Source organism: Dysgonomonas sp. GY75, from assembly GCF_015234155.1.
GTDB lineage: Bacteria > Bacteroidota > Bacteroidia > Bacteroidales > Dysgonomonadaceae > Dysgonomonas > Dysgonomonas gadei.
The window spans coordinates 120926-136085 of record NZ_JADCLQ010000003.1 but is presented as its reverse complement, the minus strand read 5'-3'; the positions used below and the strand labels follow the sequence as shown (position 1 = coordinate 136085).

Sequence of the window (15160 nt, the reverse complement as noted above, 5' to 3'; positions counted from 1 at the left end):
CAATGAAGAAGAAAATTATATTAAAGTCATCCCTGTATATATTATTAACAATATTCTTTACACCTGCTTATTCGCAGGTCCGGACCGAAAAAATACAAGTATCGGCAGAACGTTTTGCCAGGCAGGGTAATCAGGTTCTGGTCTCTATGGATATAGTTATTCCTGAAGAGATGGATGTTAAGAGAAATGACATGGTTATCCTTACACCTGTTCTCAAGTCCAATGAAAATAATATGGATTATCTTAATCTTCCGCCTGTAGCTGTAACAGGAGGTTTGCGAAATAAAATTATAAACCGTAAAAATAAACTTGGGGGTGATCTGCCTTTCGAAACACAACCGGAAACGATTCTTAAGAGAAAGAATAAAACGGAACAATCAGTCAGTTACAGTGTAGACGTTCCTTACAAATCCTGGATGGACGATGCATCTTTGGTGATTGAAAAGAATGTGTCGGGATGTGCAAACTGTTCCGAACCTGCAGGTGATCAGCTGATCGCGCATAATATATTGCCTAAGAAAGATCCGGAATTGTATAAACTTACATTCATTGTGCCTGAAGTAGAGCCTGTTAAAGCTCGCAGCGATCGTCATACGGCGACCTTTAATTATATCGTCGACCGGTACGAACTATTACGTGACTACAAGAATAACTCACGGGAATTTGCTCAGGTGGATAGTGTGATCGGTGAAATAAGGGACAACAAAGACTTGGAGATTACAGAGTTTAGTGTAGCCGGATATGCTTCGCCGGAAGGGGGATTTGAGCATAACCGGAAACTGGCGGAAAACCGGGCTAACTCATTTGCTGATTATTTGGTTACTAAGTTTGGCGTACCACGTAATAAGTTTACAGTTGATGGGATGGGAGAGGACTGGCCCGGATTGCGGAAAGCTGTAGCATTATCCTCATTGGCAGATAGACAAGCTGTATTGGATATTATTGATAAAGTTTCAAATCCGGATGCACGCGACGGGGAACTTTTAAAGCTTTCGGGTGGTGATACTTACCGTACATTGCTCAACAACTATTATCCGGCATTGCGCCGTACCGAATATTCTATCGCATATGTAGTACGTGCATTTAATGTAGAGGAAGCCAGACAGGTAATCAAAAAGAACCCTAAGCTGCTTAGTCTGAACGAAATGTATCTTGTGGCAGAGAGCTATCCGTCCGATAGCAAAGAATTCAGAGAAGTATTTGATATAGCTGTCAGGCTATATCCTGACAGTGAAATAGCCATTATGAATTCGGCTGCGGCAGATATTGAAAGTAAAAATCTGGATGCAGCTATCGAACGATTGAAAAAAATAGAAGACAAACCTCAATCCTGGAATAATCTTGGAGTTGCATATATACTCAAAGGTGACTCAGAGAAAGCTGTAGATTATTTTAGAAAATCAGCAGACTACAAGGACCCGAATGGAAAAGCAAATTTAGAAATAATAGAGAAATCAATTGACACAAAATAGAAAGTGCATAATAAATCTTATGAGAATAATTCTTTAAAAATGAATAGAAAATGACGATTAGTAAATTATTTATGATTGGTGCTGTAGCCCTGACTCTGGGATTTACAGCATGTAGCAGTGACGATGACATTACATCATCGACCGGGGAAAAGGAAGCGAACACAAACGTGAGTGTTACATTAAGTATGTCTTTGAGCGGAAACCAGAATTCAACTAAAGCTGCTGGTTTACCGGAAGATTATAATTATCTTGATGAATGGGCGGGAAAAGATAAAATTGAGAAAATAGCAATTTATCTTGTAGATGGAACTACAGTGACAATGAAGCCTTTCGCAGTAGGTACTGATTATTTATTGACAAAGAATGGAAATCAGGTTGTTTTAACACCACAGACATCCGCAGCTATTAAAACATCGGCAGGTATTAAAAAAGTTTATGTACTGGTGAACGGAACATCGGATGTTGAGGCTGCTTTGGCTGCGACTCCTGCCGATGCATTCGAAAACGCTTATAAAACACTGGCCTTAACTCTTGCCAACTCAGGTACAGACCTTGCCGTAAGTACATCAGCTGAAAAACTGGCTAAGAAAAACGGTATTGTTGATGAAACGATTGTAATGACTAATACTGCCGAAATTACAATTAATGTTGCGCCTAATATAACTGAAGTTCAGACAATCTCAGGAGGCCAGAACCGTGCAAGTGTGAATGTGGAAAGAGCTGTTGCCCGTGTAATGGTAACCACTGAAAATGATACTTATGATATAAAATCGGGAGCAACTACTTTGGGGACTGTTTCTGATATAACATGGGTACTGGCTCAGGGAGAGAACTCTTTATTCGTTCAGCGCAAAGCAGATTTCGCTACACCTAATTTCGGATGGTCGCCTGCTACAGATGCAGCATATATAAGTGATGCAGGTAGTAAATATGATTACTCAGGCTTGTTCGAAGCATATGATCCTGCAACTCAGTTTGGAGGAACGGCAGTACCGACAATGGCTGATTATAATACCGATCCTAAAGGAACTGTAACTGCTGATCTGGATGCTCAACTTTCAGGTAAGTTCATATTACCGAATACACATACTATTGGTGTTGCGGAAGCATCAAACTACAAGAAAGGAAATACTGCTTATGTCCTTGTAAGGGCTAAATTTACACCTGGTGTGTTTATCGATGGAGGTTCGTATACTGCTGGGGATGACTTCTATGTAGGTGCAAACGGAAGATTCTACATATCTTCGGATAATGCTGTTGATCCGGCCAAAGGCGGCGTTGTAGGACAGACAGTAGCTAAATATGTCGGTGGCAAAATACTATACTATGCATGGGTGAACCCGGATAATGTTCCAAACTGGTATAATTCACCGGTAGTAAGAAACAATGTTTACCATGTTCATATTACAGGCTTTAAAAATCTTGGAACTAATTGGAATCCGCTTTATCCCGAAGATCCGAACAGTCCTACTCCATCAAATCCCGATCCAAAACCAAACGTACCAGGGGTAACCGAACCGGAAAATCCGATTGATCCGACTGATCCGTTGACTTCTCCCGAAACATGGATGAGTGTCGATGTTACTGTTCTTCCTTGGACTCTACATTCTTACAAAGTAGATCTGGGTATCTGACTATTATAGAATATCTGATATGTAAAATACAGCCGGAGGACGTATTTAGGCTTCCTCCGGTTATTAAAACAAACATCAATTAATTAAAAATGAAACGGATGAAGAATTTGCGAATCAGGATTATGATGACATTGTTCGCGCTGGGAACAGTTTTATGGAGTTGCGATTCCCTTATCTACAATGATCTGGCGGATTGCCCCCAGGGTGTTTATGTAAAATTCTATTCCATGACTCCATGTGCGACAGACTCTGCTTTCATTGGTAATGTTTCATCGCTTACAGTGTTTGCATTCGATGAAGAAGGAATATTGGTGACTTCAGTAAACCAGCAAAATGTCACTCTCGACCGTGATTTTGAAGTTCTTATGCCGGTTTCCAATGGTAATTATTCATTCATAGCGTGGGCTGGTGTCAATGAAAAATTCAACAGGAGCGCTTTTACTCAAAAGGTAACAACCAAGAAGGATGTGATGTTAGCTATCAACTCCACAAATAGTATAGCGGCCCGTTTAGCGACTACAGAACGTATCTGGCATGGAGAAAGTCCGATTGTTTTTCTTCCTGATCCTGAAGAATACGGTTCTTTATATAAGCACACGGCTGTTAATCTGCATGAACTGACCAACAGGGTAAATATTATTGTAGAGTTCGATGAGGCTACAATGAAGGGTTACGATCCGCAAAAGCTGCATGTAGCCGTTTCTTCGGCTAACGGAATAGTACGCATAGATGGTACGATGCCTCTTAATACTCCGGTATTAACATATCCTGCAGTTGAAACTAAATTCGCCGATAATTCGGCAACATGGAATTATTCCATGCTCGGGCTTGTTACCGGATACAATAACAAACTTAAAATAACTTATACAGGTAACGATAAAGAAGAACTTGTTTTTGACGGAGACCTCATTGCCAGTATTTTGTTGAGAACTGTAGAGGGTGGAATTAACCTGAATTGTGAGAATGATTTCACTGTCAAATTCGTGATAAAAGATTATTGTTCAGAATGCTGGACACATTTTAGCTGTGCTATTTATGTAAATAACTGGCTTGTACATAGCTATAAAACAGAATTGTAAATCTAAGCTGTCGGGCTTAAATAATCGATATGATTATGAGATTGAATTTATTATATGTAGCACTTATTGGAATGCTGGTTTCTTTTTCAGCATGCGAATCACAGATCTACGATAATCATCAGGATATAGATAATGAGACGGGTAAAGAACCTCAGGTTTTCCTGTCGATAACTAAAGCACAGGCTGCAGGGTTGGAATCTTTTAATGCTGATGTTGTGGACTATGAGGACCGTGTGCATGATCTTGCCATGCTGGCTTTCGATTCATCAACCGGAGTAAAAGTCTGTGAATTCTTTGATGAAGAGATACCGTTTACTGATAAGGAAAAAACTTTTACGGTTCAGATGACGGCGGGGCAGCGTGATTTTTACTTTGTGGCCAATATGCCAATGGATGACCTGAAAGGCATCACTACCAAATCGGCTATGGACGCTTATATGAATGCCTTTAGCGAATTGGATGCCGATTTATACCTGAACGCACAGGAATCGAAAGGCTTTCCTATGTCGAGAGTATATCTGAACCAGGCTATTACAGAGGGAGGTAATATTTATTCTCCAAAACCTTTCTATCCTGATGGGGAAGAAAGGGTAAAACTTATCCGTGTAGTTGCAAAGCTGGAAGTACAGATCGAAGGCTCTGAAATCAGTTCCGGCGTAAAAAATATATATTACAAAAATGCAAACAGGAAATTTAGCCTTATATCACCGGCGACTCCTGTTACTCCTGTTTATTATGAAGATAAACCTTTGAAAAAAGTAGGAAATAGATATATCTATTATATGCCTGAAGCTTTGATGACGGCTCCCGATTGGTCGGTCCTGGCCGATCACAAACCGATTAATTACTTTTTGATTGAGACTCTCGATGGTGCTTTCTATGAAATACCGATCATAACGGATAGCCGTACGATAACCGACACAGATTATTTATCTTTTGCTACCGGGCAGCAGACTGATAAGCCGGATTACAATATTTACCGTAACCGCCATTATTCCTATATTATCAGCAAACTGCGTGCCATAGAAATCATCTATAGCCTCGATCCGTGGCAGGTTAAACAAAGCTCGGCCTATATGGGATACGGATATAATGTTACTGTGGATGAGGATGGAAAGGTCACAATCGGTAATACGGTAGAAGCATGTACCCCTCATGCAGTCAGATTAAAAACCATAACTCCTTTTAAGTTTTCTGATGGTACGGACGAAAAAGACTTTGATAGCCTGGACACTGTAGCATCAGCCGATTATCAGTTGGGGACTATACCTGCCGCAGGCCAGTCGTATCTGGAGGTATGGTATAATGATAATCTTGTTAAAACCTTTATCAAATAAGAGAAAAGAAGTATGAAAAGAATAGTATATATATCATTGCTTTTAAGTATGTTCTTTGTTGCCTGCTCCAATGAGGAAACTACAGATACTGCCTTAGAGAATAATAAGATTGAGTTATCTTTCAGCATAGATAATTACGTCACAAAACAGACAAAGGCGGCTGATGCGGGAACTGTGGAAGAACAACGTATAGATGATTTATACTTGTTCCTCTTTCCTACGACAGGTTCACAAACCTTGAAAAAGTATTATGTCAATACTGCAACTTTTACCGGAGGCTCATGGAACAGTAGCAATAGTAAGGTCTCATTAAACCTGACTCAGGCCGAAGCCGGTAACAGGCAGGTTTATATTATAGCGAACTGTTCTTCAATCAAGACGGGTCTTGATGCTGTGGCCTCATTAACAGGGCTGCAATCAGTTCTGAACGAAACGTCCCAACCTTGGTCGGATAATATAACTACACCTATATTAATGTCGGGGAGTAAAACTCACGATTTTAATTCTAATTTCCAACTGAATAATGTACCGCTAATCCGTGCCGTAGCTAAGGTGCAGCTTAATGTCAAACTATCGGCGGAGCATCAAAGCAGCCCTCTGTTCAACACTATAGCGCAGTATAATTATAAATTTATTGACTTTGACAAGAATACATATGCGTTGAAGCGAGCATCTAAACCGGATAATTTAGTAAGTTCTTCTGATTGGGTGGCATGGCAGGCTGGCGGAACTGTATCATCATACAATCTGGAGAACGGGAAGGTTACGGAGTTGATCGTTACCACTTATATCAATGAGCGTGATAATGCAGGAAGTGCGATAGAAATAAGTATTCCTTATCAGGGCTCAGGTCCATTACCTCCGCCTGAATTCGGAAATGAAACCTATAAGTTGTTATTGCCTGCGAAAATAGAGCGCAACCATTGGTATATATACGGTATGGAAATCTGAGAATAATATCTGAGTAATAGTTTAAATCTTGATATAACAGGCTTTGGCCGGTCATGTTTCAAGTACAAAAAATATCAACAATATGAATTATATTAGCAATCGCTTTTTGTTTTTTATTCTGCTGTTTATAAGTCTCTTGCCATTGGTCGGAATATATGCGGACGGATCAAAGGATCTATATCCAAGCGGCACAACAGGCAATAGGGCATATTTAAGATCCAATACAGGAGTTACTGAAAACTGGCCTTTTCCTAACAGGGGAACACATTTTGTATATGCAGAGGTTGGAGAAACCATTACTTTAGCATCGAGTGCTCAGTCCGGTACCACTAAACGTATTAGATTATACGCACCTAATGGTAATGAGGTTACATTAACTGTTGCTAATAACCAGGGAAATATAGCTGATAGAAATGCCGAATTAGCCGGGCCGCGCAGAGTGGGGCAGGCTGCCGGTGATAACAGGTATTTACCTATCTATTATACTGTGCCGGCAGGAGCAGCAGGTATTTACAAAGTTGAATTTGATGGAACAGGAAACAATAGTGGAAGTGTAACAGGAGCGGCTACCAGCTTATCTCAACCGTCCAATTCAAGTTATGTGGCAGGATGGGATGTATCTGTGATTAACACTACTAATACAGACTTCATAAAAGGGCGGGTGTATACCAATGTACTGAATATGTCGGTAGCATCATCTACTACAACAGGGTTCTACGGACTAGTATATGTACTGACTAAAGATGGCTACACCTACCGGGTAAATAATAATGGGAATAATGGTATTTATTTCACTTTCTTTGTTAATAACAATGGTTTCGTAAATGCGACAACAAAAGTTCCCATATATAAAAGTCTGAATACTACTACAGGTATTGGAAATCAGGTTCACGACCCGAATCTGGCAGATACAGATGTTAGTATTACACATAAATTATTCTATACTCAGCCTAGCGCCGACCTGCCTTTAGATGTAGAAGTCAGTGGAGCTGTCCCGGGAGGGAAAACCTGGCTGAAAAATACGATTGTAGTGCCTAAAGTTGAAGAGGTTAAGGTTCTGGGGACAGATAATACAGAGGGACAGATATCGTCGAAGGGCGGATATATAAGATTTAAGACCGAATCTCAGGGAACGTTTACGATAAAGATAGAAAGTACAGGCACTCCCGCCTTTACTACCCGGCATATGTATGGGGCAGCCAAAATAGGTGAAAATAGTGTATATTGGGATGGAAAAGACGGGGATAATATTCCTATTCCGGCAGGGCATGTACCTGCAAAAATAACAGTGCAATTGCAAGGTGCAGAGGTGCATTTTCCCTTCTTCGATATGGAGATGAATCTGAGAGGAACAATCATCGAATTATTAGATCACAATAATTTAAATAATGTATTATCCGATATTGTTTATTGGGACGATTCGAATATAACAATTAACAGTAATAATAATAGCGGTAGCAGTTCCAGTCCGGTAAATAACAGCCATCTGCCACCTACTAACAGTAGTGGTATCTCCAGTAACAGTAATGGACATAAATGGGCAGTAGGGATTTCGAATGCATCCTATGGGTTTGGAAACGAGAAGTCTATAGATACATGGACATTTATAAAAGGAGAGGAGAAAACGATAGAAACGGCCGTTACTATAAAAGAAGCCGATCTTCAGGTGTCATCTGTTACCGTTGATAAAAGCTCTGTCCGGCTGGAAGAGGAAGATATAAACGGAGATTATAATCCGACAATATTATCCTACACTGTAAAGGTTAAGAATAATGGTCCCAGTGATGTCGTAGGCGCGCCTTTTACATTTACTCTTCCAAAAGGATTTGATGGCACGGGTTATACAGCTGTTTTCAATGGCAATGGTTGTGGAACGGAATCGTTAGCTATAGTTTACGATGCAGTTAAACGCCAGTATTCATCCTCGCTTAATTTGCCCGATGGCTGTGAAATAACATATACATTCCAAGCTAAAGTTACACTCGATGCAGATCCGGGGAATAATAATGCGGTGGCAACCATTCTGCGTCCGAATGATGTTACAGACCCCGATGCTACTAATACGAGCGATCCTGCCAATCCGGTTGCTCCGGCAAATGCTGAAAATCCATATGATCTTACTCTGTGGTATGTACTCCCTACTGACCCATATTTTGAATGTGCAAATAATGGAAAGGGTGGAAATTGTAACAATATCAAAGGGGTGATGGTAAATCTGATACGTGAGACTGATCTGGCTATTGAAAAAACGGTAAATGAATCTAATCCGGAGGTCAGCGATTTTGTCACTTTTACTCTGAAAATTACAAATCATGGACCACACAGTGCATCTAATATAATAATAGAAGATATTCTCCCCAATGGCTATACTCTCGGCTCTATAAATAATGGGGGAACAAGTGCCGGAAATACTATAACATGGAATATTACATCTTTGGCTAAAGAAGCAAATATCTCTGTCAGCTTTACTGCAAAAGTAAATGCTTCCGGAAGCTATTTAAATACGGCCTCTGTCTCTGGTGACGGAGTAGATCCCGAACCGGATAATAACACCGATACGGAAACAGTTGTCCCATGCCGGGAAGAAAACATATTTTTTGAAGATTTCGGGGTGAGTGCATTTCCGGAAGCATCAAATAATTTTGGACGTCTTACTTCGCCTTATATGCCATCCAACAGTTTTAAGTTTGGTACACCATATCCTCTTTCAGAAGAATATGATAAATATGCGATTGATAATAATCATTATGCAATAGTAGCCCCCGGATATATAAAAATGGGACATAAGTCTAATGATTATTACTTTTGGACACCGCCTTACAATGAGTCCAATACTGTGCAAGATCGTTCGGGCACAGAAGATGGCGCTGTTATGGTTGTAAATGCCGGACAAGTTCTCAATTCATTCTACAAAAGGCCTCAATTATTACAGGTCGGTGCTTCATACAGGGCTTCACTCTGGTTGTATCTGGTAAATGGGCCTTCACAAGTTGCCATTGACATCTTGAATCCGAAAACGAATGAAGTATTGGCTACAATAGAATCTCATGTAATGAATGATTGGGATACTAGTGTTAAAAATAAATGGACATATCTGGAACTATATTTTTCAGTGCCAGTGCCGGATGATGAGGAAAATTGTAAAGTAGATAATATTATTATTTCTTTCAGGAATAATCTGGCAGAGAATAATGGAAATGATTACTATATCGATGATATAAGCCTCGATAAAGTATGTTCTGTTCCCAATGGCACAATTATAATAAGATGCCCTGATCCTAATTATAAGAGAAATTATTGGCACGGAACGGTTAGCAATGAATGGGCTGATACTGATAACTGGACAGCAGAGTTTGTGCCTGCAACAGGAGAAGATATTGAGTTTGCAACAGACATCAATAATGGTTCTTCAGGAAATGGAAATGGTCTTGGAACTTCAGTCCGTGATTTACATCTTGATACCGATCGTGTGATCGGAGACCTGATTAATAATTCGGATATGGATTTACTGGTAACCACCGAAAACCAGCTTACGATCAACGGTGTTGTAAGAGATGATAATCCGGCCAAAGGGACTATTGTAGTGAAGGCATCAACTGATAAGCCGACAGGGACATTGTTCTTTGCTGATCCTGATAATAACCGCAATGTAAATGCTACGGTAGAATTTTATAACAAAGCGTATGAATGCTCAACCTGTGGATTCTATAAAAATCAATGGCAATATTTTGGAATTCCGGTTCAGGCATCCGATTTTCCATATCTTACTCCTAAGGTAGAAACAATAAACCAATGGGTAGAACCATTCAGTGGCAATAAATGGCAACCCGCGCCATATACGCCGGATACAGGATTGAAAGCATTCAAAGGTTACGAAATGACTAATAGCAGTAATACTTTGCCGACTCATATTTACAGTTTCCCCGGAATCCTAAATGTAGGGAATGCAGTTGTTCCGCTTACCAGAACATCTAATGTCAACTATTCGGGAATGAACCTTGTCGGCAATTCATTTACTGCTGCTATACCAATTACTACCACTGCTATCGAACTTGGTAGTGTGGAGTTGACCGAAAATACAGTTTATTTGTTCAATATGGGAACTCGCGACCAATGGCGGAAGCTGAATGGCGGAACAGTCAGCGGTGTTGCCGGAGGACAATATCAGGCCGTACCGTTTAATCTGGCAGGACAAGTTGGAATACCGGACAGGATATTGTCTATGCATACATTCATGTTGGATGTAAAAACTCCCGGTAGTATAACATTGAAGTATGGCGAACTGATAAAGAATGAGTTGAATACATCGACTACAAAACCGTGGAAATCGGCCTATACTGAAAGTCGTACGCCACAATACCCTTATATTGTTATGGATGTCGTGAGCAATACATCAGCCGATCGTGTATGGTTATTTGAAAATTCAAATACAACTAAGGGCTTTGATAACGGATGGGATGCATACAAACTTCAGGAAGAAGGACTGACTCAGGTATATGTATCGGATGAAACGGAGTCTAAGTATCAGATAGCTACCGTACCTGAATTTACAGGAACTACTTTTGGTGTGAATACAATCAAAGATGAGAAATTTTCGATAACGCTTTCCGTAACCTCTGATGTAGAAATGCGCAAGTTATATTTGCACGATATACATACAGGCCGTAGTTATCCGATCGGAAATAATGTGGAATACACTTTTTCAGGAACAAATACCATAACTAATGGTAGATTCAAAATCACAGAAAGTTCGTCTCCGTTAACCGGAACCGGACAAGAATCTTCTCTTGTGAATGTTTATGTCAGAAATAACCAGGTCGTGGTCGATAATCAGTCTGAAAAGAATTGTGTTGCTACAGTTTATGATATTTTAGGCCGGTTACTTGACGAGAAGAAGGTTTTCAGTAATTCCAGCGGATATTTTGTAGGGAGTCAACTGATAAACAAAGGTATATATATCGTAAAAATAGTAAGTGAAGATAAATCTATCAACAAATCTGAACGGGTATTGTTAAAATAAATTATTCAGATTCAATGTGTAAAGTAAAACACGACCATTCATCGTTAGTCGTGGTGTAGTTTTGTAAAGATTTTTATAAAACCCATGAGTCGGGAGGATTCGTGGGTTTAGTTTTTACATAGTATTGAAAAAGTTATCCTCTTGCTAACTGGAGACACGGCTGGTTAAATTCCAAGTGTCACATATGGGAAAATAATATTTACTACTTTTTTGATAATCAATATAGAAAATCAAAAAACAAATAGGAATGCGAGATTGATTCTATTTATATCAATAATTATCTTATATAAATAATTATCTTTGCTGACAATAGAGTATAACCACTTAGTTCATTTAATATCCACTCATTTCCATGTGATGGAAATCAAAACCGGAAATAATCAATGAGTTCAAATCAGGAAAATGCTTCCCGATGGTTGGGTAAGAAGATTGCCGAAGCAAAAAGTGCGTATATTTCAGCTTCGGTACTTACTGTTTTAAGCGCGGGATGTTTTGTTGTTTTTTGCTGGTACTTGTCAGAATTTGCAGCGTCGTGGCTCAATGACGGACTGCTTTTGCCCAACGCATTGTTGTATGCATCCCTATTCCTCTTGGGTCGATATATTTTTGCCCATTTTGCATCGCTGTTCAATTACAAAGCAGGAAATATTATTGTTTCTAAAATCAAAAAGAAGCTATATCCTATATTGTTAAATAACAATAAGTTTGATTCTATATCGAGTACGCTGTTCGTTACAAGGATAAGCGACGATCTGAAACCATTTTACGCTTTTTTCATTCCATATCTGATGGCTTCGCTCATAGTGAGCGGAATACTCTTGGTTATTTGCTTTTGGATGGAAAAGTGGGTTGGTACTGCACTCTTGGTTTCGTTGGTAATCATTCCTATACAGATGATTATCATAGGTGTGGGTGCAGAAGCTCTTCATAAAAAACACATCAATCTTTTCATTAAATATTCAGCTGTCTTTTACAATCGCCTTCAGACTATTGCGGAAATTGTTAATTTAGATAATTTCAAACCGCAATACCTCTTTCTATCGAAAAAAAGTAAGGAATTAAACAAAGCGACTACCAACGTGATGCGTGTTGCTATCCTTTCGTCGGCTGTGTTGGAGCTTTTTGTTACCATCTGTATTGCTGTTATTGCTATTTATTTAGGAATGAGCTTGCTTGGGATTATGGCAGGTCCCAATTACGGGAAAGGTTATGATTTTCGTACTGCATTGTTCCTGCTTACTCTTTCGCCTTATTTTTTCTTTTATCTGAGAAAATTCGTCAGTGCATATCACGACAGGAACAAAGCCCTGGCTTCGGCAAAGCTACTGTTGCCTATCCTAAACGAGGATATTGATACACCTTTAACAGAAATAAATGAAGAGCTTGATACTTTTGATATCAGTGGCCTTAGCTTTGCTTATCCCGATTCGCCGGTAAAAGTTCTTCATGATATCAATTTGAAATTACCTGCAAAAGGATTGGTATTGGTAAAAGGTATTTCAGGATCAGGTAAATCTACCCTGCTGAAGATTTGTGCAGGAAGCCTGTCTTCTAAGGATGGACTGGTTTCCGTAAACGGGAAAGACAATAGGTGGTCACAGCAATGGTTGAAAGCAAATACGTCATATATGAACCAATTTCCTTTTATTTTCGACGGAACACTTCGATACAATGTTTTTCTCGAGAAAGAGGTTAATAAATATAACCAATACCCAGAGTTCTTAGATAAAATTTTGACTAAAAAGGAAGAGGGTTGGCAAACCGTACTGAGCCATAACGGAAAACAACTTTCGGGTGGTGAAAAGCAATTAGTTACGCTTGCCCGGATGATGTTGCACCCGAGGCCGATAGCCATTCTCGATGAACCTACGGCTAACCTCGACACTGGTACTGTTGAAATCATTCTTCCGCAAATAATGAAATTGGCAGAAGATAGGCTGGTTATAGTGGCATCACACGAAAAGATGTTCGAGACTTTTGCCAATACAATTGTAAACTTAAATTGGGGGGAACAGATGAGCCATGAATAAATTTATCATAAAATATATATTACAGCCTTTGGCAGGCAGATGGTTGAGAGGTTTTCTTCTGTTATTGCTTTGGACAGTGGCATTTATAGCTCTTCCTGCTATTTCGGGTTGGTTTCTGGCAATATGTAGTGTTGTATTCATTACAGCAAGTACTACGTTCTCTTATCTGGTCCCGTCTGCTATTATACGTTTAATGGCCCTTATACGCACAGTGCTGAGGTATTTTGAGCGGTTGGAAAACCATAAAACCACATTGGATGCCCAGCAAAGCCTGCAATTGAAAATATTCCGGTCCGTAGCTAAATTTCCTTATTTCAAAAAGCAATTCAATAATAACTCGACTCTACTCGAAAACAGTACGCATGGTGTAGATCAAATATTGAATCACATTCTTTTGTGGATATTACCATTCTCTGCCCTGATTCTTTCGCTGAGTATCTACTTCTTTTTCCTTATTGTATTCTCACAGGTGGTAGCTATCGAATTTTTGATTTCATCTGCCATTCTTTTGTTTATTATACCCCAATTAATTTTCCGAAAAAACAGAAAACTATACGGAGAATTGAAAGTGCATCGGGAGGAGAATAATCAGTCCCTTATCCAAAGTTTCAGAGGCCGGATAGAAATTTCGAAATATGAACTGGAGGGGAAAGCCATAGAGCAGTATGAACAAAGATTGCTACGACTCGAACAATTGGAAGACCAACTGCAGACCAATTCATTTTGGTTGCAGTTGATAGCCGGTCTTGGGTTTAGCTATATTGCCACATTTTTGCTTTGGAGCTCACGCGATTATGGTATAGATGCTCCAATGGCAATTGGAATTTTCTTCGGTATTATGGCGCAGGCCGAATTGGCTGAAATGCTTTTCTCCGGAAAATCGGAAAAAAGTTCGGTCGCACACCAGATTAGAGATATTGACTCGATTATCACGCAAGGGGAACAGCCTGTTGCAACAGTGGAAGTTAATTCCATACTCGAAAATTTAAGTTTAGAGAACCTAAGTGCAAAAATACCTGAAACATCTATACATACAACAGATGTGTCGCTAGAGATAAAAAGAGGGGAGTGGATTGCTCTTTTCGGAGAAACCGGAAAAGGAAAGACTACCTTGTTGAATAGCCTCTTCTATCCTGAATACCGCCGCAGTGGCTTATTGAGATGGAATAGCGATGGCGAATTATCTCATTTACCTGTACCGGAATGTATTTACGTTACCCAGAAAGCTTATTTATTAACCGGTACCTTGCGCGAAAATTTTGAAGGATATTCTGATGAAGCTATCGAGCAAGTGCTGGATACGGTAGATTTGGCAAGCTGGCGTTTGTCGCTTCCTGATGGCCTGGGGAGCTGGTTAGGTGAAAATGGTGAAACTTTAAGTGGCGGGCAACGGAAAAAGTTGTTGCTGGCACAGGCCCTGCTGAAAACACCTCAACTGTTGGTGGTAGATGAACCCACGGCCGGCATCAGTTCAGAAAATGCAATTGCCATCTTTCGAAATATCAAAGACCAATATCCTGATATTACTATTTTGATGGCTACCCACCTGCAGGATTTTGAATGTGTGGTAGATAAAATTGTAAGGATCTGACAGAATATTCTATAAAATAGAGAAGAACCTAAAACAAAGATAGCTT

8 protein-coding genes are annotated in these 15160 nt (G+C 39.7%); all 8 read left to right on the top strand.

Annotated elements, in window-relative coordinates:
• The first annotated feature begins 2 nt into the window (after positions 1-2).
• The 8 genes from IR083_RS01815 to IR083_RS01780 all read left to right on the top strand — a co-directional run bounded on the left by IR083_RS01815 (position 3) and on the right by IR083_RS01780 (position 15114).
• Complete coding sequence (locus IR083_RS01815; protein ID WP_194223022.1) at positions 3-1472, top strand: DUF3868 domain-containing protein; 1470 nt, start codon at positions 3-5, stop codon at positions 1470-1472.
• Positions 1473-1522: 50 nt separating this feature from the next.
• Entirely contained in the window at positions 1523-3106 is a 1584-nt protein-coding gene (locus tag IR083_RS01810; RefSeq protein WP_194223021.1) for an Mfa1 family fimbria major subunit, read from the top strand.
• 98 nt (positions 3107-3204) lie between these two features.
• The gene (locus tag IR083_RS01805; RefSeq protein WP_194223020.1) at positions 3205-4185 is read left to right on the top strand and encodes a FimB/Mfa2 family fimbrial subunit; all 981 of its coding nucleotides are present in this window, start codon (positions 3205-3207) and stop codon (positions 4183-4185) included.
• Between the two features lie 35 nt (positions 4186-4220).
• Entirely contained in the window at positions 4221-5522 is a 1302-nt protein-coding gene (locus IR083_RS01800; protein WP_242052331.1) for a FimB/Mfa2 family fimbrial subunit, read from the top strand.
• Between the two features lie 12 nt (positions 5523-5534).
• Positions 5535-6473: a fimbrial protein gene (locus tag IR083_RS01795; protein ID WP_194223018.1), complete on the top strand. Its 939-nt coding sequence runs from the start codon at positions 5535-5537 to the stop codon at positions 6471-6473.
• 82 nt (positions 6474-6555) lie between these two features.
• Positions 6556-11493 carry a T9SS type A sorting domain-containing protein gene (locus IR083_RS01790; RefSeq protein ID WP_194223017.1) on the top strand — a complete coding sequence of 1646 codons (4938 nt, stop codon included), beginning with the start codon at positions 6556-6558 and terminating at the stop codon, positions 11491-11493.
• Between the two features lie 383 nt (positions 11494-11876).
• Positions 11877-13523, top strand: a complete 1647-nt coding sequence (locus IR083_RS01785) for an ATP-binding cassette domain-containing protein (protein ID WP_194223016.1) — start codon at positions 11877-11879, stop codon at positions 13521-13523.
• Entirely contained in the window at positions 13516-15114 is a 1599-nt protein-coding gene (locus tag IR083_RS01780; RefSeq protein WP_194223015.1) for an ATP-binding cassette domain-containing protein, read from the top strand. The genes IR083_RS01785 and IR083_RS01780 overlap by 8 nt, the downstream gene beginning before the upstream one ends.
• The last annotated feature ends 46 nt before the right edge of the window (positions 15115-15160 follow it).